Consider the following 23,681-nt stretch of genomic DNA (forward strand, 5'->3'; position numbering starts at 1 on the left):
ACATGGGGCGGGGGATTGAAGGCTGGGGCAAGGTGACGAGGTCCGGACTCCTAGGCACTCCGGACCTCGAAACTTTCAGATTGAACGCAGCAACGCGCCGTCCGGTTGGGGCATCCGGGCGGCGCGTTGTCGTTTCAGCGTTGTCTTTCGATCAGCGCGTCTGCGGCTCGATCGTCACCGTGCAGTCCCCCTGCCCTTGCGTCGCGACCACGATATTGCCGGCGGCCGCCCCAAGGGCGACCGGTGTGGACGAGCTGCCATCCGGCATCTGAACCGTCACGCTCAGCGAATCCGTGCGCGCGGTCGAGCCGACAGTTGACGGCTCTGCCTGGGCGACATTGCCCGACGCATCGCGCCGCATGATCTGACAATTCACGCTACTGCTCGTTGCGCTGCCAGCGGCTGCCACGTTCGACGAGGCCGCGCCGCCCATCTGCGCGCGGGCTCGCGACGGATCGCGCGGCACCTGGCTGACGATGCGATGCGTCCGCGGCTCCACGATGACGACGTCATCATCGGTCGCGAAATACTCGTAATCCCGATATTGGGGCTCGATCGTGACGATCTCGGGCGGCAGCCGGTAGAGACGCACGCGCGGCGGGATCGTCTCGCCGATCCGGATCGAGATGTTCAGGTTGCGCTCGGGCTGCGCCAACCGCGCACGGCTCACCGTTTCGGACATCCGCACCTGTTTCTCGGTGGTCACGCTGGTCTGCTGACCAACTTGCGTGTTGGTCTGGGTGGTCTGATTGGCTTGATTGGTTTGCGTGCCGGAAGGCGCGGTTTGCGCATTGTTGGTCGGAGCTGCGCGGTTCGTGTCCGTCGCGGTGGCCGGCCGGTTGTTCTGTTGCGCCGGCTGTTGCTCGGCTGCATTGTGCGGAGGCTGGTTCTGCTCTTTCTGGTTGGCTGCAGCTCCCGTGCGCTCGTTCTGCTGGCCAGCCGGACCGGTCTTGGATTTCTCGGACTCGGCGGTTGATTTCTGCGGCGCAGACTTGTCCTGCTTCGTCTCTGCGCTGCTCTTGCCACTCTCGCGACCTTGTTTCGCCGTGTCGGCTTCACGATTGCGATCTCGCGATGGCTCGCGAGACTCCTGGGCCTGCTCTTTCGCATTGGGCTGGCCGCGTTCAGCGGCGGTGCCCGGTCGTCCCTTCTCTTCCTCCGCACGGCGGCCGCCGCCCTTCTCTTCGCGGCCGGCGCCCTGCAGTCGCTCCTGGGCGCCCTGGGCGCGATCTTGGACGCGTTCTTGAGCTGCACCACCGCGCTGGGGCGCGGCGCTTTTCGCCGGTTCCTCGGTCCGTTTTGGCTCGTCTCTGCGCTCACCGGGCGCCTGGGCGTAGGCGATGCCGGACGCGAGCATGAGCCCGACGGCCGCAGTCGATAACATCAAGTGTTGACGCATGGTCCCTCTCCTCGACAATTCGCAACAAACGCGAACGCTCTGTGGGTGCGAAGGTTCCTGAGCAGGAACGAGGGCCGATCACGCGGATTTACATCGCGTCCTTCAATGTGAGGCGGGCCGTGAATGTCACGGTGGTCTTGCCGACCAGTGCCATGCCTTCGACCTCGGCGCCGCCGGCGGAGTAGTCGCCCGAGAAGCCGCAGGTGACCTCCCTGCCGCCGAACGCAAGCGTCCTGCCGACCGCTTCGGTGTGCTGATTGACGATCATGTCGCCCCGCCACTTGCCGTTCCGGAAGGTGTAGGTGCCGGTGTAGTAGAAATAGCTGTCGCCACCCATGATGCGTCCGTCGCACAGCACGACGACGCCCCTCGCCTGCCCGCGCTTACCGTCGCGCATCTCGATGTCGAAGATGTAGAGGCCGTTGACGACCCTGGCCTCCTCCACTTCCGCTCCATCCCCCGCCGACATCAGATCATCTCCCCAACGATCCGCCGCCCCGATCAGTTCGGCACGTTCCGCTCGAGATCCTCGAGCCAGGCCGCCGCGCTCGAATCCGACGGCGCGCGCCAATCGCCGCGGGGCGACAGTGAGCCGCCCGCCGAGACCTTCGGGCCGTTCGGCATCGCCGAGCGCTTGAACTGGCTGAAGGCGAAGAAGCGGCGCAGGAACACCTCGAGCCAGCGGCGGATGTCCTTGAGATCATAGGCCTTGCGCCGGTCGCTTGGGAACGCCGGCGGCCATTCGCCCTTGGCGACATCCTTCCACGCGTGCTGCGCCATGAAGGCGATCTTGGACGGCCGCATGCCGAACCGCAGCGTGTAGAACAGGTTGAAATCCTGCAACTCGTAAGGGCCGACGGATGCTTCGGTGCTCTGCGGCTTCTGGCCGGGCTCGACCGGCACCAGCTCAGGCGAGATCTCGGCGGCGAGGATCGAGCCAAGCGTCCGGTTGACGTCGTCGCTGAACTGCTTCGATGAGATCACCCAGCGGATCAGGTGCTGGATCAGTGTCTTCGGCACGCCGGCATTGACGTTGTAATGTGCCATCTGGTCGCCGACGCCATAGGTGCACCAGCCGAGCGCGAGCTCGGAGAGATCGCCGGTTCCGATGACGATGCCGCCGTGATGGTTGGCGAGCCGGAACAGGTAATCCGTACGCAGGCCCGCCTGCACGTTCTCGAAGGTGACATCGTAGACCTTCTGGCCGTTGCCGAAGGGATGGCCGATATCCTTCAGCATCTGCGTCGCGGTGGTGCGGATATCGAGCTCCTGCCAACTCGTCTGCAACGCCTGCATCAGCGCCAATGCATGGGTCTTGCTTTCACTGCCGGTGGCAAAGCCCGGCATGGTGTAGGCCAGGATGTTTTCGCGCGGCAGGCCGAGCAGGTCGACTGCCTTGGCGGCGACGATCAGTGCATGGGTGGAATCAAGCCCGCCCGACACGCCGATCACGACGCGCTTGGTGCCGGTCGCGCGCATGCGCTGCACGAGGCCGGCGACCTGGATGTTGTAGGCCTCGTAACAATCCTGCTCGAGCAGGCTTTCGTCGCTCGGCACGAACGGAAAGCGCTCGACCTTGCGCAGGAAGCCTATGTCGGCGGCCGGCGGCTTCAGGGCGAATGTCACTTTGCGGAAAAACGCCTCGCGCTGCCGGCGGTTGTCGTCGAACGTCCCCATCGAGGCACGCTCCTGCCTGAGCAGATCGAGATCGACGTCAGCCAGCGTGATCTGGCCGCCCTGGCGGAACCGCTCGCCCTCGGCCAGCAGCACGCCATTCTCGTAGATCGAGGTCTGGCCGTCCCAGGAAAGATCCGTGGTCGATTCCCCTGCCCCTGCGGCCGAATAGACGTAAGCCGCGAGGCAGCGCGCCGATGTCGATTGGCACAGAAGCGCGCGCGAGCGCGCCCGACCGATCGTGATCGGGCTGCCCGAGAGATTGATCAGCACGCTCGCGCCCGCAAGCGCCAACTCCGAGGCCGGCGTCACCGGAATCCACATGTCCTCGCAGATCTCGACGCCGATGGTGAGGCCCGGAACGTCCTCGGCCGCAAACAAGAGGTCGACGCCGAACGGCGCGTGCAGCCCGCCGAACGCAATCGTCTCGCCGGCGATACCGGCGCCGGAGGCGAAATGCCGCCCTTCGTAGAATTCGCGGTAGGTCGGCAGATAGGTCTTCGGCACCACGCCGAGGATGTTGCCGCGGTGAATGACGACGGCACAATTGTAGATGCGATGACCAAAGCGCAGCGGCGCTCCGACGATCAGGACCGTCATCAGTCCCGCTGAGGCCTCGACGAGGCCTACGAGGCCGCGCTCGACCGCATCGAGCAGCGGATCCTGCTTGACGAGGTCTTCGATCGCATAGCCGGACAGGCACAGCTCGGGAAACACCGCGACCGCCACCGACTGCTCATGGCAGGCATTGGCCGCCGCCAGCACGGCCTTTGCGTTGGCCGAGGGATCGGCGACATGGGACGTGGTGACACAGGCCGCCACGCGCGCAAATCCGTGGGCGTAGATCGAGTGGAAAGTCATCGAGCGCAGTACCCTTAATCTCTTCGCTGCCGAAGCCGTCAGCTCCAGACCCTATGTAGCCCATCGACCCGGTCCCGTGCAGGCCATCCGCCGTCATGCATAACGGATTTGCGTCGTGGTCTGCCCGGCCTTGGTTTGCCCAGCACCTTGGCGAGCTCAGGCGCTGCGGGCCAGCACGCCGGACAGATCATCGCGCAGCCACGCGGCGATCCGCGGCCAGGCGTGCGCATGGGTGCGCGCGCCCATGAACAGGCCGAGGTGATTGCTCGGCTCGGACGCCGCCGCAACGAAGGCCGGCGGCGCGCCGAGGAGACCGGCGGTGGCGAGCGCCTGCGCAGCCGGCACGACCTCGTCGTCGAGCCCGGCCAGCAGGAAGACCGGCGCCTTGACGTCCCTCGGATCGACCGTGCGGCCAAGCGCAACGAAACTGCTGCCGGCGATCTGGTTCTCCCGGAAAATCCGGTTGACGATCTCCAGATAATATTTGCCCGGCAGATCGAGCGTCTCGGCGTTCCAGCGGTCGAACCGCGCGAGCAGCGCCGCGCCCTCCCCGTCCGACAGGTCTCTCTGCAACGCCGTTACGATATCGTCGCGGTTCGGCGCCTTGGACCAGAAGCGCAGCATCTCCTCGCCGCGGACATTGCCGCCGCCGCGTGCGACGAGCTGGTCGTAGACCATCTCGGGCGCGTTGCGGGTGAGCCGGCACAACGAGGATTCAATCGACAGATCCACGGGAGCGCCGACCAGCACCAGCCGCCGCACCTTGGCCGGAAAGCGCGCCGCATAAAGCAGCGACAGCCAGCCGCCCTGGCACAAGCCGACCAGATCGACCGGCGCGCCGATCTCGTCGATGGCGACGTTGAGATCGCCGAGATAGCTGTCGATCGAGAGATAGCGCATATCCGGCGTCGCCGACCGCCAGTCGGTGAGATAGACCCTGTCGATGCCGCCGGTTTGCAGCGACTGCACCACACTGTGGCCGGGGGCGAAATCGGCGATCAGGGCCCGATGCAGCGCATAGGGCGCGCAGACCAGCGTCGGCTGACCGGACCGCGCCTGCGAGCAATCGCGCAGGCGCATGGTCGCGAGTTCGAGCGCGACGGTGCTCGGGGTCGTCCAGGGCAGAGTGCTATCGTCCTGCTCCGCCGGACCGCGCTCCAGCCACCAGAAGCAGCTGTCCATGGCGAGGCGCGCCGCTGCAAACGGCCACATCAGCGGATCGTCCGGGACGGGCCCCTGCGCGCCGCTCTGTTTGCCGGCCTGCTTCACCATAGCTATCTCACGATTGTCACAGGAACGCCTCGAGGCTCACGATGGAAATGCCGAGGTCGCGAAAACTCCGATGGGCCGCGGCGACCGAGCCGTCGAGATCGATGCCGCGGCAGGCGTCCTCGATGACGGCGACCTCGAACCCTGCCTTGCGGGCATCCTCCGCCGAGAAGCGGACACAGAAATCAAGCGCGAGGCCGGCGACGAACACGGTCTTCAGCTCGCGTTCGCGCAAATATCCAAGCAGGCCCGTCGGCGTCCGCTTGTCGTTCTCGAACAGCGCCGAATAGGAATCGATGCCACGGCGAAAGCCCTTGCGCACCACGAGGTTCGCCCTGACCATGTCGAGATCGCGATGGAACTCCGCACCCGCGGTACCCTGCACGCAGTGCGTCGGCCAGAGCACCTGGGTGCCGTAGTCGAGCTGGATGGTCTGGAACGGCTGCTTGCCCGCATGGTTCGGCGCGAACGAGACGTGGTCGCGCGGATGCCAGTCCTGGGTCAGCACCACATTGGCGAATTTTTGGGCGATTCGGTTGATGGCAGGGACGACCTTCTCGCCGCCGGGAACGGCAAGCGCCCCGCCGGTGCAGAAATCGTTCTGCACGTCGATCACCAGCAGCACGTCGCGGTCGGAAATCTTCATCGCCAGTCTCGTTCGCTGTGCCCGACGCGCCGGCGCCGGACAAGTCCCCTGAGTGTCGGCCTTCCCGCGCAGCTTCGCAACCGCCCGCGCCGTGCGAAGCCCTGCGCGAATTGGTCATGGGAAGACCGCCATGATGCAACGGTTTGGCCTCGTCCGTGTTGACTAGGCGCACCCAAGGGCGGATTCTCGCACTGTCCGTGACTGCGCGGATCGGGTCGAAGGACTGGAGGACAGGGTTGTCGTGCCGCAAGGCGGCGGCGGCCACGAAGTCATGAATATCGGCAAGACAGGACAGATACTTCTCGCCGATATCGGCGGCACCAATGCGCGCTTCGCGCTGATCCGGAGCGAATTGGGCCACGGCGACCTCGGCAACGGCGACCAGACCGGACCGATCGATTATGTGAAGGTCGCCGACTTCCCGACCGTTCGGGAAGCCATCGCGGACGTGCTGGCGCGCCGGTCCGGCGGCGAGCAGCCGCAAAGAGCCGTACTGGCCGTGGCGGGTCCCGTCACCAACAACCGCTGCGTCATGACCAACAGTCCCTGGGTCATCGACGGCAACGAGCTGCAGCCGGCTCTCGGCTTCGACAGCGTCCATGTGCTCAACGATTTCGAGGTGGTGGCCTGGTCCCTACCCGCCTTGCGGCCTGCCGATTTGATCCCGCTCGGCGGACAGGATGGCCTGCCCGGAGAGCCGTGGCTGGTGGTCGGCCCCGGAACCGGCTTTGGCGTCTCCTGTCTGGTCGAACGCCATGGCGCGCGCCTCGCCGTCGTCACCGAAGCAGGACATGCGACCCTGCCGGCGGAGAACGAGCGCGAGGAACGTGTGATTGCGTGCTTGCGGCGACGCCTTGGCCACGTCTCCATCGAGCGCGGCGCGCTCTCGGGTTCCGGGCTACAAAACCTCTACGAGGCCTTGGCTGAGGTTGACGGCGCCCAGGTGCCCCACCGTGACGCTGCCGCCATCACCAAGGCCGCGCTGGAAGGCACCTGTCCCGTCAGCCGCGCGACGCTGGAGATGTTTTGCGCCATCCTTGGGTCGGTCGCCGGCAATCTCGCGGTGACGTTCGGTGCCCGCGGCGGTGTCTACGTCGCCGGCGGAATCGCGCCGCGCTTCCCCGAGTTCCTTCTCGCCTCCGCGTTCCGGGCGCGCTTCGAAGCCAAGGGGCGCTTCCAGGACTATTTGCGCAACATCCCGACCAAGCTCGTGACCAAGCCAGACGCGAGCTTCGTCGGCCTGAAGATGTTCGCCGACTCCAATCCAAACTGAAGTCGGTCGTTCTCCCTGCTCATGGTTCCATTAATACACAGCTGATTGCCGCGCACGCGCGGTTCCATGCAGAACGTGCTTGCCTGCGTGTTCCGGATGAGAAACAATCCTGCCGTGTGTTTGTGTGTGGCGTAGTTGCGGGGGCGTGACATGCGTAAGCAGGATTTGGGTTTCGACTATCACCGCTATCATCGGCTGCTGAGCGAGGCGGATGACGAAGACAAGCGGCTGGCCCTGATCGACCTTCTGATCGAGGAAAAGGCACGAGACCGGCTGGCTGCCCAGCGCGCTTCCAACCGCGCGGCCATGACCGCCCACACCATTGCCAGGGTGCTGAAGAACGGCCGCAGCTGAGACTTGCAATCCGGTCCGCGGCGCCCGAGAACGCGGGATCCAATTGGGATTCCGTTAAGGATGCCCCGCAATCTGACGTCAAACTTTTTGCTCTAGGGTTCCCTCACCTGATGCAATTCAGGGTCAACAAGGGGGCAATGACATGAGCATGATTTCGATCGCCGCGATGCCGGCCGTCGTCGAAACGCGTTTCGCCGATTCGTCCTTCAAGACCATCTTGCTGTTCAGCTGCACGGGCCTGGTCGCCTCATTCGGCCTGATGGCGTACGGCGTCGACCTCAGCGCCGGCCTGATGTGAGACGCGACAAATTCTGCCGCCAAATGGCCGCCCCTGACGGGCGGCCATTTTCGTTGGGCTATCTCAGTGCGGCGTCTTCGCCGTCACCAGTGCGGCGTCTTCGCCGTCACCAGTGCGGCGCCTTCGCCGTCACCAGTGCGGCGCCTTGCCGTCACTCAGTGCGGCGCTTTGACCGGGGCTCCCGGAAACATGGAATCGATCATCGCCTTGAGCTGATCCATTGCGATCGGCTTGCGCAGGATCGGCCTGCGCCGGAGCAAGGACGGCAGCAGTTCCGGACCGTACCCCGTGGCGAACATAAACGGCTTTCCGCGACGTTCGATCAGGTCGGCGACGGGATCGACGTAGACGCCCATCAGATTGATGTCGAGGATGGCCATATCGTATTGCGCGGTCATGGCGAACGCGCTCGCGTCCCGGACATTGTCCGCTTCCGCAACGACGTGGTGGCCGAGTTCCGCCACCATGTCGGCGATCATCATCCGGATCAACGCCTCGTCTTCGACCAGGAAAACGGAGAGTCCGTCCGCCATATCAACCCCGCAGTCAGCTTGCCAAACTAATCATAACTCAATTGCGGAGAAGATTCACGAATTCGTGGCGGGCGCCGTTAATTCACACGCGCCCGATCCGATTCAACTTGATCAATCCAATCCTCGCTCGTGGCTCAGCCGCACCATCTCCTGAATGAAGACCTGCCTCTGCTTGTCATCGAGGCTCGAAAACAGCGGCTCGGCGGCGTCGGCGACATTGCGCTGGTCGGCGGCGCGGTCGATCAGGAACTGCGCCTCGTTGCGCATTTGCTCAATAATGTCGTCGGGCGGATCCCGCTTGGCGCGCGCAACCCGCAAGTTGAGCCGCTCTGCACCATTATGCCCAAGGTAGTGCATTGCGCTCGAGAAGCCGTACCAGTGCTTCTCCTGATCAGCCGTAAGGTTCAGCTGAGTCTTGATCCGCTCGATATAGGAATCGCTGTTGGCGACGATCTGCTCGGCGGTCTGCTGCGGCGCGCCGGTCTGGGTGAGGACGGTGACATCCTTATTGTCCTTGCCCTGCGGTGCGTTCTTGGCCTCCTTGCTCGCCTTGGCGCCCTTGCCTGCTTTGGCGCCCTTTGCATCCTTATCCTTGGCATCCTTGTCCTTGGCATCCTTGTCCTTGGCCGCGCCCTGTTGCTTGGCGTCCTTGCCTGCATCCTTGGCGGCCGGGGCCTGATTGCCATTGTTGTTGCCGACGCCGAGCACGCCGGTGAAAACGCCGACCACGCCGCCGATTGCACCGCCGAGCACGCCACCAACCGGACCTGCCGCCTTGTTTCCGGCCGCCGCGCCGTCCTGAACGCCTTTGACCAAGCCTTGAGCTTGGGCCACCGCGGCCGCACCGAGCAGCAGCGTAAGCACGGCCCCCAGCGCGAGCCATCGCCGCATGTGAAGCCGCGCAGACGGCGCCGGGTTGATCATTCTCGTCTCCATCGTGATCTGACTGGCCTGTTGAGGCGGAGTCACCCGCCAGCTGCAACTCTATCGTTTCCGCCGCTTCGCGGTCCAGACGCGGCTGAATGCTGTCCACGCCCGAAAAGTCTTTCGCGCGAAGCGGTTATGCAGGCTTATTCGAAACTGCGGCGTAATTGCGCACGGATCGTTCCAGGCCGGTTCTCGCGAAGTGTGCGTCGCAAAACAAGCGATCGCAGCTCTCCACCGGCACAGCGCTGCCGCGTTCGAGGACGCAACGTTAGTTCTAGGCGCGAGCCGTTCGGCTTTCTCGACAGACGCGGTCAATCATGATCTGATCGCGCTACCAATTTGCTGCGGCCTGCGTGAATTGTTCACTTGGGCCGACGGCATCAATAAGAAAATCCAACAACAAGAACTCGGAAAAGAAGTCTTAGAGGAAACTCCAACAACAAACACCCAGGCGAGGAAACGAGATGTCACGCAAGACACTGACGCGACGTCAATTTGTGGCTGCCACTGCAATGTCCTCCGCGGCGCTGATCACAGCGCCCTATGTCCGGGGCGCTTACGCCGCCGGCAAGCTCTCGATCGGCTTCTGGGACCATTGGGTGCCGGGCGCCAACAAGGCCTCGACCGATCTCGTCAATGAATGGGCCGCGAAGGAGAAGGTCGAAGTCTCCATCGACTACATCACCAGCAACAACAAGAAGATCGAGCTGACCGCCGCGGCCGAAGCCCAGGCGAAGTCCGGTCATGACATCCTTCAGATGCCGAGCTGGTGGCCGCAGGCCTATTCCGAGAATCTCGAGCCGCTCAACGACGTCATGGAGCCGCTCCTCAAGCAGAACGGTGAGGTGAACGGCACCGTCAAATATCTCGGTCAGTCGGGCGGCAAATGGCTCGCAGTGCCCGCGACACCCGGCAGCCAGATCAAGGGCCCCTGCTCCCGCATCGACCTGATGAAGAAGCATGCCGGCATCGACGTGCAGGAGATGTACCCGGCCGGCGGACCGCCCAAGGTCGAGAACTGGACCATGGAGACCTTCCTGAAGGCAGCCGAGGCTTGCCACAAGGCCGGCGTTCCGTTCGGCATCGGTCTCGGCGAGACCACCGACAGCGTGGACACCGCCGGCGCGATCTTCCAGTCGTTCGGCGCCGAGCTCGTCAACGCCAAGGGCGATATCACGGTGAAGACCGATCAGGTTCGCCAGGCCATGGAGTTCTACAAGAAGCTGATCGCCTTCCTGCCGCCGGATGCGCCGTCCTGGGACGACGCGTCGAACAACAAATGGCTGATCTCCGGCCGCGGCGCGATGATCCTCAATCCGCCGAGCGCCTGGGCCGTCGCCAAGCGCGATGCGCCGCAGGTTGCCGAGCAGTGCTGGACGCACGGCTTCCCGTCCGGTCCGAAGGGCCGGTTTGCACCGTACCTGCCCTATTTCTGGGGTGTCTGGAGTTTTGGCAAGAACAAGGAGGCGGCCAAGAGCCTGCTTGTTCACATGTCCTCGCCGTCGTCGATCGAGAAGTTCGTCGCGGTGAGCGGCGGCTACGACCTGCCGGCCTACGCCAACATGACCAAGCTCAAGACATGGGCCGAGGAAGGACCGCCGCAGGGAACGCTGTTTCACTATCCCGACCCCTACAAGCACCAGACGCTGTCGATCGCGGCGTCGCCGGCACCGCCCAAGATCGCGCAGCAGATCTATTTCCAGGCGACGCTGACAAAGATGGCGCTGCGTTTTGCGCGGGGCGAGACGATGGATCAGGCGCTCGCCTGGGCCGAGGGCGAGTGCGAAGGCTTCATGCGGAGCTAGCCGGGTGCGCGGGGCGGTTCACGCCATCTGCGTGAGCCGCCTGCATCCCGTCATCGGATTCGCATGGCCGGGAAGCCGACCCCAATGGCCGGCTTCGCGGTTGGAAAAAGAAGTAGATCCAATAGAGCTGATTCAAGGAAGCTGAGATGGCCGATGTCGTCGTCGAGCAAGGTCGCGTCGTCCGTGCAAGGGGCGCGCGGAAAGGATCAAGCCTGCGCAACGCGCTCGGGCGGAAATCGACGGTGGCGTTCTTCCTGACGCTGCCGCTGATCCTTCTGATCGCCCTGCTCGTGCTCTACCCCGCCTTCTACTCGGTTTACCTCGCGACGCTGAACAAGGCGATGACGAAGTTCGTCGGCCTCAGCAACTTCACCTTCCTGTTCAAGCGCGAGACGTTCTGGATGGTGGTGCGGCAGTCCTGCATCTTCGCCATCACCGCGGTGGTCTTCAAGGCACTGATCGGTTTCATCGTCGCGCATTTCGTCCACAACATTCCGGGCAAGAAGCAGCGCAAATGGCGCGGCATGCTGCTGGTGCCCTGGGTGATTCCGCCGGCGATGAGCACGCTGGCCTGGCTGTGGCTGTTCGATCCCTCCTACAGCGCCTTCAACTACACGCTGTCCTTCTTCGGCGTCGGTCCGATCCCCTGGCTCGGCGACACTTTCTGGGCGCGCTTCTCCGTCATCCTCGTCAACGTCTGGTATGGCGCGCCGTTCTTCCTCATCATGTATCTGGCGGCGCTGAAATCCGTGCCTGATCAATTGTACGAGGCCGCGGAGATCGACGGCGCCAATTGGTGGCAGAAGATCTGGCACATCACCTTGCCGATGATGCGCAACATCATCGCCATCACCACCCTGTTCTCGCTGATCGTCACCTTCGCCAATTTCGACATCGTGCGCATCCTGACGTCGGGCGGCCCGCTGGATACGACGCATCTGTTCGCCACCTGGGCGTTCCAGGTCGGCATCCAGAGCAGCGACATTCCGCTCGGCGCCTGCGTCTCGCTGTTCATGGTGCCGATCCTGGCGGTCGCTGCGATCTTCATCCTGCGCGATGTCAACAAACGCGGAAACGAAGCCTGATGAGCACGCTCGCAATCGACAAGGCCGGACCGTCCCGCAAGGTCAAATACGGCAGCATGAGCCGCGACCGCGTCTGGGCGCTGCGCTGGTCCTATTTCTTCCTGGTGCTGTTTGCGATCTTCTTCCTGACGCCGCCGGTCTACATGCTGATCACCTCGCTCAAGAGCAGCGCGGAGATCTCGGCAGCGACCAACCCGTGGTGGGTGTTTCACCCGACGCTATCGAACTATGTCGAGCTGTTGAGCTCGAACCAGTTTCTGCGCTTCTTCTGGAATTCGTCGATAATTTCGATCATCGTGGTGATCGTGACCATGATGATCAGCATTCCCGCGGCCTTCGCGCTGGCCCGGATGAAGTTCTGGGGCTCGGCGACGCTGGCCACCGGCGTCTTCCTCACCTACCTGATTCCGGACAGCCTCCTGTTCATCCCCTTGTTCAAGGTGCTCGGGGGCGTCCAGGAGTTGACCGGCATCACGCTGCTCAACAGATGGTACGTGCTGGTGTTCATCTATCCGACGCTGACGGTGCCGTTCTGCACCTGGATCATGATCGGCTATTTCGCCTCGATCCCGAAGGAGCTGGATGAGGCGGCCCTCATCGATGGCGCCTCCTGGCTCCAGACGCTGACGCGGATCTTCATTCCCGTCGCGCTGCCCGGCCTGATCGCCGCCACCATCTTCGCCTTCACGGTGTCCTGGGCGCAGTTTCTCTATCCCCTGGTGTTCACGACGTCGGTGGATCAACTGGTGCTGCCGGTCGGCATCACCACCACGCTGATCAAGGGCGACGTCTTCAACTGGGGACAGATCATGACCGGCGCGCTGCTCGGCGCTGCGCCGCCGCTGGTCATCTATGCCTTCCTGATGGACTACTACATTGCCGGCCTGACCGCCGGCGCGACAAAGGGTTGATGTCTGATGGCTGACGTTGCTTTGCGGAAAGTAGTTAAGCGTTACGACGATGTCGAAGCCGTGCGCGGCATCGATCTCGATATCGCCGACCATGAGTTCATCGTGCTGGTCGGGCCTTCCGGCTGCGGCAAGTCGACGACGCTGCGGATGATCGCGGGGCTCGAGGACATCAGCGACGGCGACATCATGATCGACGGCGACGTCGTCAACGACGTGCCGCCGAAGGACCGCGACATCGCGATGGTGTTCCAGAATTACGCGCTCTATCCGCACATGACGGTCGCCGAGAACATGTCGTTCGGGCTGCGCCTGAAGCACTATCCCAAGGCCGAGATCAAGGCGCGGGTGACGGAAGCCGCCCGCCTCCTCGACATCACCGACCTGATCGACCGCAAGCCGAAGCAGCTCTCGGGCGGCCAGCGCCAGCGCGTCGCGATGGGCAGGGCCATCGTGCGCAACCCGAAGGTCTTCCTGTTCGACGAGCCGCTGTCCAATCTCGACGCCAAGCTGCGCGTGCAGATGCGGATCGAGATCAAGAAGGTGCACCAGAAGGTGCGCACCACCACGGTCTACGTCACCCACGACCAGGTCGAGGCGATGACGCTGGCCGACCGCGTCGTGGTGATGAACAAGGGAAAGATCGAGCAGATCGGCACCCCGAACGAGCTCTACCACAAGCCGGCCACGCGCTTCGTCGCCGGCTTCATCGGCTCGCCCGCCATGAACTTCATCCCGTGCCGGCTCGAGGACGTCGGTGGCACGCTCCAGATCCGGCTCACCGACCGCATCGCGTTCGCGCTGCCGCCGGCCCGCGCGGCGCGCTACAACGCGCTGCCGCGCACCGACAAGCTGCTGCTCGGCCTGCGGCCCGAGCATCTCACCGAGTCGCATGCGCATCTGGGGCCGGGCGTCGAGAGCTTCGACACCGTGCTCGACGTCACCGAGCCGATGGGAATGGAGACCCTGGTCTATTTCGGGCTCGAGGGCACGCCGATCTGCGGCCGCGTCGATCCCAACGCCGGCGCCAAGGACGGGGCACCCATGCGTTTGGCGATGGACCTCAATAACATGCACCTGCTAAACGAGGCGACCGGCGTCGTATTGTGACGCCAACCTAAGAAACTCGCGCAGGCAGGGGACGATGGCGACCAACAAGAAGAAGATTTTCGTTACACAAACTTTGTCGCAAGGGGCACGCGCCCTCCTCACCCAGCGGGACGATATCGAGCTCGTCGAGTTTGCGAACCTGATCTCGGCCATGGATTTCGAGGCCTTGCTGAAGAGCCATGCGCCGGTCCATGGCGTGGCGCTGGGCGCCACCGCCTTCGGCGAGACCGAGCTCGAGGCGTCCAAGGACATGAAGGTCGTGACCCGCATCGGTGTCGGTTACGACGCCGTCGACGTGCCCGCCCTCTCCCGCCGCAAGGTGCCGCTGATGGTCGCGGGCAGCGCCAACTCGCCCTCGGTCGCCGAGCAGGCGCTCTTCATGATGCTGACGCTGGCCAAGCGCGCGAACGAGTTGCACGCCTGCGTCAAGGACGGCAAATGGGCCGACCGGCTCGGCATGCTGCCGTTCGATCTCTACGGCAAGACCGTGCTGATCATCGGCTTCGGCCGCATCGGCAGCCGTACCGCCAAGCGGTGCCTGGCGATGGAAATGACCGTGCAGGTCTACGATCCCTACAAGCCAGCTGCCGAAATCGAGGCTGCCGGCTGCGAGCCCGTCGCTGACCTCGATGCCGCGCTGCCTCACGCCGATTTCGTCACCATCCACTGCCCGAAGACGCCGGAAACGGTCGGCCTGTTCGATGCGGCGCGGATCCGCCGGATGAAGCCGAAGTCCTATCTCATCAACACTGCGCGCGGCGGCATCGTGAAGGAAGCCGCGCTGTACGACGCCCTGGTCTCCGGCAAGCTCGCCGGCGCCGGCATCGACGTGTTCGAGGTGGAGCCGCCGCCCGTCAGCAACGCGCTGTTCGCGCTGCCCAACGTCATCATCGCCCCGCACGTCGCCGGCGTCACGGTGGAGGCGGTGAGCCGCATGAGCGAGCAGACTGCGCGCAACATCCTGAGTGTGCTGGACGGCGATCCCATCAGGCAGAACATCATCAATCAGGACGTGCTGGGCTGAACAAGCCGAAGGTGGGCGGGTTAAGCTACCCGCCTTCGGAAGGCCAGAATGCGTCCCATTTTGGTGCAGATCGAGCCCCAACTCAGCCTTAATCAAACGCGCGTAATAAGTCCGGCCGCGGCGGCAGTGGGACAGACTAGCCGGCCGCGTCGAGCTGGAGGATGGACCCTTGTCAGAGATCGACCCGACCGACCACGCGCTTGCGACTATCGCCAGCATCCTGGAGCACCCCGAGCCCGTCCTCGTCGTCCGCCACACCGAGACCGAAATCGTGGTCGCCGGCGAGCGTGAGCATCTGGCTTCCGACGAGCAGGCAGTCATCGACGAACAGCCGGCTCTCGACGAGCATCCGGTCGTCGAGGAACAGCCGCTGGTGCCGGAGCACACCGATGCCGACGGCTACAGCAAGGTCGGGCCAGGGCCCATGGTGGCGATCCGTCTGAAATGGACGGTCCATCGCAGCGATGACGACCAGTATTACGTCCACGAGACCATCGGCGAACAATCCGTACCCGTGGTGAGCGGCCCCATGACCAGCGAGGCCGCGGTACATTTCGTCGACGTCCAGCAGGACGAGGCGAACAGGCGCTTCGAGCAGCTGCGCAGCGAGATCGCCGGCCGCAGCTCGCTCGCCGATTACGAGCGCAAGGGCGAAGCCTGAGGCCGCGGGTCGAAATTCTCCACCTCTCCCCGCTGGGGAGAGGTGACATCGAGTCTCGCAACTACTTCCTTCCCAGATAATCCTTCTTCACGAGCTCGACGCCTGCATGCCGCAATAGGTCGTAGGCGGTCGTGACGTGAAAGAAGAACTGCGGGACACTGAACGTCAGCAGCAGCGCTCGCCCGGTAAAGGGCAGCTCGGTCCCGTTCTTCAGCCTGAAGAAGACATTCCGTTCCGCCGCCGCATCGATCTCCGCGCGCGGCAGGCTTTCGATGAACTCGATCGAGGTTGCGATCCGCGCCTGAAGCCCGGCCATGTCGTGCTCCAGCGCCGGCAGCGCCACCGGCTCGAGCTCCGCCAGCAAGGCCGGGGCGACCACGGCATGCCGGCAGGCCTCGCCGACCTGCTGCGCCAGATCGTACATGTTCGGGGCCAGCCGCATACCGAGCAGAACGGCCGGATTGAACTTGCGGGTCTCCGCATAGGCCACGCCCTTGTCGAGCAGCCCCGACAGGTTGCGCAAATGCGGGACGAAGAGGCCGACAGAGGCCTCGTACATCGAGATCGTCACGTCAGGATTCCCTTCAATTCCACCTCGCCAGCGACTGGCATCTGGTCTAAATCCACCCCTCAAGAGCTGCACAATGACAGCTCGCGCAGGGGTAGAAAAGAGATGATCGTTCGGATGGCTGTTCGAATCTTGGCGGCTGCGGCCGTGGCGTTGCTGGCAAACCTTTCGGCTCACGCGCAGCAGGCGCCCTCGCGCCTCGACGAGATCGTCAAGCGCGGCACCTTGCGCGTCGGCATGACCGGCGACTACAAGCCTTTCACCTATCTGGACAAGGCGACGCAGCAGTTCAGCGGCTTCGATGTCGACATGGCTGAGGCGCTCGGCAAGGCCCTCGGGGTCAAGGTCGAGTTCGTTCCAACGGCCTGGCCGAAGCTGATGAAGGATTTCGAGGCCGATCAGTTCGACGTCGCCATGGGCGGCGTGTCGGTCACGTTCGACCGGCAGAAGAAGGGCTTCTTCTCGACGCCGATCATGCGCGAGGGCAAGACGCCGATCACGCGCTGCGCCGACGTCGGCAAGTACCAGTCGCTTCCCGACATCGACAAGAAGGGCACCCGCGTGATCGTCAATCCCGGCGGCACCAACGAGCGCTTTGCGCGTGCCAACATCAAGGACGCCGAGATCACCGTCTTCTCCGACAATACCGTGATCTTCGACGAGATCGCCAAGGGCAACGCCGATCTGATGATGACGGACGCCTCCGAGACGCGCTACCAGCAGAAGCAGCACGCCGGCGTGCTCTGCGCGGTGCATCCCGAAAAACCGTTCGACTTCTCCGAGAAAGCCTATTGGCTCCAGCGCGACATGGCGCTGAAGGCCTTCGTCGACCAATGGCTGCATATCTCGATGGAAGACGGCAGCTACAAGAAGATCTATGCAGCGTGGTTCGACTAGCAATGCGAAGGGAATTGGCAGTCGCAATCGTGCTCGGGATCAGCGGGACTCACGGCGCGCTCGCGCAGACGAAGTTCACGCCCGCGACCGGGGCGGCCTGCAAGGACGAGTCGACAGATGAACTCGGCCTGTGGACCTGCCCGGGTCCGGCCGGTTACGTGGTGAGCTTTGCCGACGAAGGCAACATCGTATCAGTCACGATTGCGCCTCGGATCGCAATCGAGAAGGTGTCCGGGCCGACCGCGCAGTGGCGCGGCGCCGGCAAGTCGTTCGGCGAAAAGGTGCAATGGATCATGCGAGCCGGCGTGCCAAGGGCCGCGGTGATCCGTACCTGGCGAACGGTCGAGGATGAGAAGGAGCTCCAGGAGCTCTCCGTGTTCGCGATCAGCGGCGCAAAGGCCTGCCTCGTCGGTTCGGTCGATGTTCATACCGATAAGGCGAACGACGTAGCGCTTGCCCGCGCCCACCAAGCCGCCAATGCGGGCTGTCCGCGGAAGTAGACGCGGGCGCGCTGAATTTCCGCCGGTCGGGCGCGCCACATTGGCGCGGGGACCGCCCCGCCCAACTCCGGGCAGAGTTCGGCGTTATTGAACCAAGGTCGCCGCGCGCACGACTCATACCGAGGACAGTGATCTAGATCACTTTTGAAGATCGAACCGGGGCGTAAGCGTCGGTCCGGGGACTATCTGCTCAGGAGATGGAAATGAGGAAGCTGTTGGCCGCGGCCGCATTCCTTTTGGCGAGCACAGCTGCTCAAGCCCAGTACACTTTCGAATATGGCGGGCGCACCATCCGCATCGATCCGGACCGCGGCACGGTGCAGATTCCCGGCGTGTACGACAACACCGGCCAGGGCAAGGCCAAGAAGGCCAAGAAGAACGAGCAGGCGCCGCAGCAGGCCACGGTCGATCCGCAGGCACCAGCCGCTCCAGCTCCCGCTCCCGCCGCGCCGCCCGCAGCCGTGCAGGCGCCCGCGGCTGCTGCGGCCGTGGCGCCGCCTCCTGCGCCACCACCGTCGGCGCCTCCGCCGACGACGACCGCCACCAACGCGCCGGCTGATACGGCCGTGCTGCCGCCGCCTGCGCCGCCTCCGGCCCCTGCGCCCGCTGAGCAGCAGGCAGCGCCCGCCGTGGCGCCACCGCCCGCTCCGACCGTCGCTACTGCGCCATCGGCGCCGCCTCCGCCGCCCGCTCCGGCGCCTGCCGCCGCTCCCGTCCAGGCGGCCGCAGCCACGCCGGCTCCGGCAGCCGGGCCCACACGCGATCTGAGCTCGCCGCTCGGCGTCTGGCTCACCGAGGAAAAGGAAGGCAAGGTCCGCATCGAGCAATGCGGCACCAATCTGTGCGGCTATTCGGTCGACGGCAAATCGAACCAGAATGGCGAGCAGGTTCTGATCAACATGAAGCCCAGCAAGGACCAGAAATGGTCCGGCCGCATCCTCGATCCGAACTCCGGCTCGACCTACGATTCCACGATCGCAATGAAGGGCACCGACCGCCTGCGCGTGCAGGGCTGCGCCTTCGGCGGCATGTTCTGCGGCGGGCAGACCTGGACGCGCGTGAATTGAGCGGCGCCGATTGCACCTGAGCCAACATGGCGCAGCCAGGTTGACGCTTTTTCGCTCCACAACCTGCAATCGATGATCCGACTGCCGGGATAGTCGTCGCTATCCCCCCGCCGGGCCCCGGGCGTACGACCGCTCGATTCAAATGCCCCCACTGTGAACCATTTCATACTCTGCCCGCCGTCGTTGCTTCTAGTTTGGATTGATAGCCAGACTATTTGCGACCTGATTACCGCGCAGTCGGCGCCGTTTCGCCGAGATCGAGTAGACCGAAACGAGTCGTTTCTCGACCTCCTTTCGGCGCCTTTAGTTGCGTAAGCGAGCGAGGTTGTTATGGAGGAACTCCGTGCGACGCCATCGCTGGTCTCCGGTGACTGGGGCCCCGGCTTATTGATGTCGGAGGAGAGCGTACGACGCCATGTGATCGGCGCGCTCCGAAGTCGACAGACAAGCTTGACGACCGCGCTGCAGCCTCTGGTCGACGAGCAAGCGCGGATGCTGGTTTCGGAGTTTGGTTTCGACGCTCAGACCGTCGGCAAAATCCTGCAATCGCAAAACACCATGCTTAGCGTATTGTCGGATCGGTATGACGCGCTCGATGAAGCCGCACATTACAGCGAGCTTCCCTTCGTCGAACTGGCGAACGACGGCCGCATCGTCTATTCGAACGCGGCGTTCGACAAGCTCATTCCCGGCAGGCGCGGCGCGGCTTTCTCCGGGTTGTTCGGATCCCGTGCAGCTGATGTGTGCATGGCCCTCCGGGCAAATCACAACACGAGTTTGCGCGCAGACATCCAGACCGACGAAGCGGTTCGTCAGGTCAGAGTCGAGATCGGCCCGCTGCGCGACGAAGATGGAAAGCCGGGCAATTACGCACTCCTGCTTGACCAGAGCGCTGAACAGAGCCGCCTCGATGCCTTGCAGGATGGCGTGCTCCGCACCGACCTGACAGGCAAGATCCGGTTCGCGAACGAGCGCGCGGTGCAGGTTCTGGGCTTTTCGGAATTAGAACTCAAGGAGATGTCGCTCTCCCTCGTATTCGGATCCGAGGACGAGGGAACGACGAACCTGTTCGCCGAATGGATCACCAAGCAGACGGGCTTCTCGAGCTTCGTCAGGCTCCGCCCGAAAGACGGTCGTTCTGTTCTGGCAAGGGTTACCGGAACGCCCTACATGGAAGCCCCGAACAGCTCGGCAGGGTTATTGGTGCTGTTCGCCCCTCTTGCCGAAGATCGCGCCCGTCGCGAACTCAAGACGATTTTGGCCGAGCATGATGATCCACAGAAGATCATCGAGGCAACGCTCCAGGCCATCGGCAAGGTCATCCCCTTCGAAATGAGCACGTTCGGGGTCTACAACGATCTCAACGATTATTGGCGAGCGGTCACTGTCTATCCAAGACCCGGCTGGGAGTGGAGCACGCGTTGGTTCAAGGTGCCGCCCGGCGTGATCGATTGGCTCGAGCAGGGCAAGACGTGGGACAATAATTTGGCCGCGTTCGTCGAGCGCCTCAATCCGGAGGAAATGGACAACCCGGTGAGCAAGGCCATCATCGCCGACGAATTCGAGTCGATGATCGTATTGCCGATCCGCAAAGCCGGAGGCCGGTTTGGAAGTTCGCTGGCTCTGCTGTCCCGCAAGCACAAATACACCGCCTCGGACCTGCGCACGCTGCAAAATCTCGGCGTCGAGGAGATATTGCAGGCCGCAGACGCCGCCATGGAGCATGCCCAGGCGCGCGCCTTGCGCAAACTCAAGGACGATCTGAACAAGGCCGCGAGCGCACGCGCCATCGCTGAACTGCTGGCCACAGGCACCACGAAATGCCTGGGCTGGGAATATGTCGGCGTGTTCCGGGTCGATCGCCGCCGCAGCAAGTTCGTGCTGGTCGCCGAGCACGTCAAGAACGACCGAAACCTGCTCGTGAAAGCAGCTGACCGCAAGGCCGAATATACCCAGGAGCTGTCCAGCGGCATGCTCGGCAGCTGCCTGGCCGAGCGGAGCATTCTGGTTGTTCCTGACATCAGCGATACCGAGCGGAACTACGGCTTCATCAAAACCGCACCCGATCAGCGATCCGCCATGACAGTTCCCCTGTTCGTGAATGGCAAGATCGAACTGATCCTGGACATGGAGTCATCGGAGCTCAACGCGTTCCGTGGGCCTGATCAGGACGCGGCAAGTGGCCTCGCCGCTGACTGCGAACAGATCTTTGCGGCTCGCTGGCACGAAGCGATCGAGCACGCGCTCATGGATAGAATCGAGCAGGCGGCCGTCATCGTGGACGCCGTCGGGACGATCTGCCACACGAATGGTGCAGCCGAGAACATCTTCGGCCGGGCGCGTGACAAGAAGCTCTCGTCATTTGGCGCCCGGAACGAAGATTCCATGCAACTGTCGGAATGCGGGATCCAGCACCGCCTTCACATCCACCTGACAATCGGCGACGCACCGCGCACCGAGCTGACGACTCTCGCAAATCGCGAGCCGTTGAATGACGACTATGGTCATCAACTCTGGCTGTTCACCAGCCTTGCCGACCAAAGCCGGGAAAGCGACTGGGGTTATCTGGAAGAGACTGTTACGGCCGTTGCACGCGAGACCCGCGCCCCACTGTTGATGGCCGATGGCCTGCTGCGCGGCGCTGCATCGCTGCTGAGCAAACCAGAGCTCATGAGAGATTGCGCCGAGCTGCTCGAGCAGGCCGCCAACCACCTGCTGAGGGCCGACCTGACTTTCGAACGTCTGTCCGATCGTCTGACCGTTCAGCAGACGCCGCAGGAAGCCCCCGAGCAATTCGACGTATTGGAAGTGCTTTATCACGAGGTCGAAGGCCTTCCCGTCGAGGATCGTGATTCAATCCACGTCGTCGACGAGATTGCGATGCGTCGTCCGGTGCTTGTCAAGGGATGGACGAAGAGGTTGAGCTTTGCGTTTCGCTCTGCCCTCAGCTCCCTCCTGCTGTTGCGCATCACGCCGAACGACAGGTTGACCGTGACGATCGCGGAACGGCCGCCGCATCGTCTCTCGGTGTCCATGCGCTTACCCGCGACAATTGCCGACGCTCTGGCACCGTCGGCGGCGGACCCGATCGAGCAGAGCCAGCACCGGGCACGGCAGATGGCCAGCATCGCGATCGAGGCGATACGCAAGGCTGCCGAGCAGCACGACGGCACTCTGGTCGAGCTGGACGGCGCGGGATTCGAGTTCAACCTGCCATTGTGCGTGCAGGAGGCACCGGTATGACAGCAAAGATTGCCATAGCCACCGCCGAACCAAGCATGTTCGAAACCCTGCGAGGACATCTGCTCGCGGCAGGAGTGGCCCTGGCGGACTTGTACGACAAGCCTCTCATGACCCCGGACCAGACCAGCGAGTGGCTCATCGCGAATGAGACTGAATTGCTCGTGCTCGACGCCCGGCTGCCGACCGACCCCAGCGCTGTATACGACACACGCACGACTCTCGGCGCGAAGCACGTCCTCAACACCGTCGTCCTGGCCCAGGACCCCCACACCTCCGTGCTGGTCATCGCACCTTCGTTTGGAACCTGCGCGGACCTGGAGGAAGAGTGCAGAGCAGCAGGCAATGCGCTAATCCTGCCGATGGACGCGCTGCAGCTGCACCGGCATCGGATCTTGCGCCCGTTCATTGCGATCCTTACCGGGCATCCCGACGAGACGAATGCGATTCCGGGCGCCTTCCGCGTGATCGAGATCGAAATCCATAGCGCCAAGGTGGAATGCCGGCTCGGAACGGGTGAAGACGGCTCTCCGATGCTTCGCTGGAACACCATCAGCGATCTCGATGACCTCAAATCTGCCGCTCAAACCTACGCGCGCGATGAGATGCCGCTGAACAATTGGCTCGGCCAAACGCGGGACATCGGGACCCGCTTGTTCAAGAGCTTCGTTGTAAAAGCGATCGGCGAACATCTGTTCTCGCAGATCGAAAAGTCGGCAGGCGGGCTGGTGGGACTGTCGTTCCGGTTCGTCATCAGCGATGCCGGCTTTTATTCGGTGCCCTTCGAGGCGAGTGTACGTTATCTCTCGGAGGAAAATGGGCCATTCGTGCTGCTCTATGCGCCGATCGTCCGGCGCATTCCATCCTTTGTCCGCGGAAGGGCCAGTGAGCGCGCGCGGATCAAACCGGGCGCAAAACTGATGTTCGTTCGTTCTCAGATCGGTGAACATCCCGATCTGAAGCTCGACAGCGCGATCTGCGATGGCAAGAAATTCGACAAGCTTGGCAATATCGATACCGAACTGAAGCACGTGACGGAGCTGGGTGCCGCGGGCTGTTTCGATTTGAAGATCGTCAATTTGTCGGACGCCCCTCCGGGCGAGGCCGCCCCCTATCTGCTGAAGCAGCTCGATGCATTTAGGCCGACCATTCTCCACTACGCCGGTCACGCCTGGAGCGATGGCCAGCAAACCGCGACCCTCGTCCTTCCCGGACTGCAGCCGGAGCAAGCGGTCGGCTTGAAGCTCGACAGGGTGGCGGCATCCGACGGGCTTTCAACGACGACGCTGGTCTACCTCTCGGCGTGCCGCGGCATCTCGAAGGGCTGCGTTCAGCAACTGGTGATGAATGGAATCCCCTACGCCTTGGGCTTCCGCTGGAATGTCGAGGACGAACGCGCGCCGCAGTTCGCCAGGGAGTTCTATGACGAACTCCACAAGACGCGGTCCGTTTGCGTCGCGTTCCGCAAGGCCTGTCGCGCATCATGGGAAAGTCTGAACTACGACGAAGAAAGTCCGATCTGGCTCTCACCGATCTTGCTTGCGCAATCGACCGATTGGGCGGCTCGCTGCCAGTGAGCAGC

Annotated in this window: 22 protein-coding genes; 14 read left to right on the forward strand and 8 right to left on the reverse strand. The window is 63.5% G+C overall.

All coding sequences use genetic code 11. The annotated features are described in order from the left end of the window. Window positions 1-151: 151 nt before the first annotated feature. The 5 genes from CV770_RS27595 to pncA all read right to left on the reverse strand — a co-directional run bounded on the left by CV770_RS27595 (window position 152) and on the right by pncA (window position 5,849). Window positions 152-1,357: a DUF1236 domain-containing protein gene (locus CV770_RS27595; RefSeq protein ID WP_245453876.1), complete on the reverse strand. Its 1,206-nt coding sequence runs from the start codon at window positions 1,355-1,357 to the stop codon at window positions 152-154. 130 nt (window positions 1,358-1,487) lie between these two features. Continuing rightward, a complete protein-coding gene (locus CV770_RS27600; protein ID WP_245453877.1) occupies window positions 1,488-1,868 on the reverse strand; it encodes a GrlR family regulatory protein in 381 nt (126 codons plus the stop codon). Between the two features lie 32 nt (window positions 1,869-1,900). After that, window positions 1,901-3,934, reverse strand: coding sequence for an NAD(+) synthase (locus CV770_RS27605; protein WP_104464610.1), 2,034 nt, complete (start codon window positions 3,932-3,934; stop codon window positions 1,901-1,903). Window positions 3,935-4,090: 156 nt separating this feature from the next. Then, window positions 4,091-5,206, reverse strand: coding sequence for an alpha/beta fold hydrolase (locus CV770_RS27610; RefSeq protein WP_104464611.1), 1,116 nt, complete (start codon window positions 5,204-5,206; stop codon window positions 4,091-4,093). A 16-nt stretch (window positions 5,207-5,222) separates the two neighbouring features. Beyond that, window positions 5,223-5,849, reverse strand: coding sequence for a bifunctional nicotinamidase/pyrazinamidase (gene pncA, locus CV770_RS27615; RefSeq protein WP_104464612.1), 627 nt, complete (start codon window positions 5,847-5,849; stop codon window positions 5,223-5,225). A 271-nt stretch (window positions 5,850-6,120) separates the two neighbouring features. Between pncA and glk the strand changes: the two genes are divergently transcribed. The 3 genes from glk to CV770_RS42770 all read left to right on the forward strand — a co-directional run bounded on the left by glk (window position 6,121) and on the right by CV770_RS42770 (window position 7,774). Further along, window positions 6,121-7,122, forward strand: coding sequence for a glucokinase (gene glk, locus CV770_RS27620; RefSeq protein WP_104464637.1), 1,002 nt, complete (start codon window positions 6,121-6,123; stop codon window positions 7,120-7,122). 150 nt (window positions 7,123-7,272) lie between these two features. After that, a complete protein-coding gene (locus CV770_RS27625; protein WP_104464613.1) occupies window positions 7,273-7,476 on the forward strand; it encodes a hypothetical protein in 204 nt (67 codons plus the stop codon). Between the two features lie 142 nt (window positions 7,477-7,618). Then, window positions 7,619-7,774 carry a hypothetical protein gene (locus CV770_RS42770; RefSeq protein ID WP_201760071.1) on the forward strand — a complete coding sequence of 52 codons (156 nt, stop codon included), beginning with the start codon at window positions 7,619-7,621 and terminating at the stop codon, window positions 7,772-7,774. 155 nt (window positions 7,775-7,929) lie between these two features. On the opposite strand, the gene CV770_RS27630 is transcribed toward CV770_RS42770, so the two are convergent. Further along, entirely contained in the window at window positions 7,930-8,307 is a 378-nt protein-coding gene (locus tag CV770_RS27630; RefSeq protein ID WP_104464614.1) for a response regulator, read from the reverse strand. Between the two features lie 111 nt (window positions 8,308-8,418). Then, window positions 8,419-9,231 (reverse strand): Spy/CpxP family protein refolding chaperone, encoded by an 813-nt coding sequence (locus CV770_RS27635; protein ID WP_104464615.1) that lies wholly within the window; start codon window positions 9,229-9,231, stop codon window positions 8,419-8,421. 467 nt (window positions 9,232-9,698) lie between these two features. Between CV770_RS27635 and CV770_RS27640 the strand changes: the two genes are divergently transcribed. The 6 genes from CV770_RS27640 to CV770_RS42775 all read left to right on the forward strand — a co-directional run bounded on the left by CV770_RS27640 (window position 9,699) and on the right by CV770_RS42775 (window position 15,827). Continuing rightward, window positions 9,699-11,039, forward strand: a complete 1,341-nt coding sequence (locus tag CV770_RS27640) for an ABC transporter substrate-binding protein (RefSeq protein WP_091963592.1) — start codon at window positions 9,699-9,701, stop codon at window positions 11,037-11,039. A gap of 146 nt (window positions 11,040-11,185) precedes the next feature. Next, entirely contained in the window at window positions 11,186-12,124 is a 939-nt protein-coding gene (locus tag CV770_RS27645; protein WP_104464616.1) for a carbohydrate ABC transporter permease, read from the forward strand. Next, a complete protein-coding gene (locus tag CV770_RS27650) occupies window positions 12,124-13,035 on the forward strand; it encodes a carbohydrate ABC transporter permease (RefSeq protein ID WP_091963585.1) in 912 nt (303 codons plus the stop codon). The genes CV770_RS27645 and CV770_RS27650 overlap by 1 nt, the downstream gene beginning before the upstream one ends. 6 nt (window positions 13,036-13,041) lie before the next feature. Further along, entirely contained in the window at window positions 13,042-14,142 is a 1,101-nt protein-coding gene (locus CV770_RS27655) for an ABC transporter ATP-binding protein (RefSeq protein ID WP_104464617.1), read from the forward strand. A 34-nt stretch (window positions 14,143-14,176) separates the two neighbouring features. Beyond that, window positions 14,177-15,166 (forward strand): hydroxyacid dehydrogenase, encoded by a 990-nt coding sequence (locus CV770_RS27660; RefSeq protein WP_091963580.1) that lies wholly within the window; start codon window positions 14,177-14,179, stop codon window positions 15,164-15,166. A 169-nt stretch (window positions 15,167-15,335) separates the two neighbouring features. Further along, entirely contained in the window at window positions 15,336-15,827 is a 492-nt protein-coding gene (locus CV770_RS42775; protein WP_165637621.1) for a hypothetical protein, read from the forward strand. A 61-nt stretch (window positions 15,828-15,888) separates the two neighbouring features. Here the strand turns inward: CV770_RS42775 and CV770_RS27670 are convergent, their stop codons facing one another. Continuing rightward, the gene (locus CV770_RS27670; RefSeq protein WP_028144585.1) at window positions 15,889-16,386 is read right to left on the reverse strand and encodes a DUF1993 domain-containing protein; all 498 of its coding nucleotides are present in this window, start codon (window positions 16,384-16,386) and stop codon (window positions 15,889-15,891) included. Window positions 16,387-16,512: 126 nt separating this feature from the next. Between CV770_RS27670 and CV770_RS27675 the strand changes: the two genes are divergently transcribed. From CV770_RS27675 to CV770_RS27695, 5 genes are all read left to right on the forward strand, one after another. Further along, the gene (locus CV770_RS27675; protein ID WP_104464638.1) at window positions 16,513-17,292 is read left to right on the forward strand and encodes a transporter substrate-binding domain-containing protein; all 780 of its coding nucleotides are present in this window, start codon (window positions 16,513-16,515) and stop codon (window positions 17,290-17,292) included. Between the two features lie 14 nt (window positions 17,293-17,306). Next, window positions 17,307-17,792 (forward strand): hypothetical protein, encoded by a 486-nt coding sequence (locus tag CV770_RS27680; protein WP_104464639.1) that lies wholly within the window; start codon window positions 17,307-17,309, stop codon window positions 17,790-17,792. Between the two features lie 203 nt (window positions 17,793-17,995). Continuing rightward, complete coding sequence (locus CV770_RS27685; RefSeq protein ID WP_104464640.1) at window positions 17,996-18,859, forward strand: DUF2147 domain-containing protein; 864 nt, start codon at window positions 17,996-17,998, stop codon at window positions 18,857-18,859. Window positions 18,860-19,189: 330 nt separating this feature from the next. Next, entirely contained in the window at window positions 19,190-22,102 is a 2,913-nt protein-coding gene (locus CV770_RS27690) for a PAS domain-containing protein (protein ID WP_104464618.1), read from the forward strand. Continuing rightward, the gene (locus CV770_RS27695; RefSeq protein ID WP_161500035.1) at window positions 22,099-23,676 is read left to right on the forward strand and encodes a CHAT domain-containing protein; all 1,578 of its coding nucleotides are present in this window, start codon (window positions 22,099-22,101) and stop codon (window positions 23,674-23,676) included. Before CV770_RS27690 ends, CV770_RS27695 begins: the two co-directional genes overlap by 4 nt. Window positions 23,677-23,681: the final 5 nt, after the last annotated feature.

Origin of the sequence: Bradyrhizobium sp. AC87j1 (assembly GCF_002936975.1) — a bacterium.
Taxonomy (GTDB): Bacteria; Pseudomonadota; Alphaproteobacteria; order Rhizobiales; family Xanthobacteraceae; genus Bradyrhizobium; species Bradyrhizobium shewense.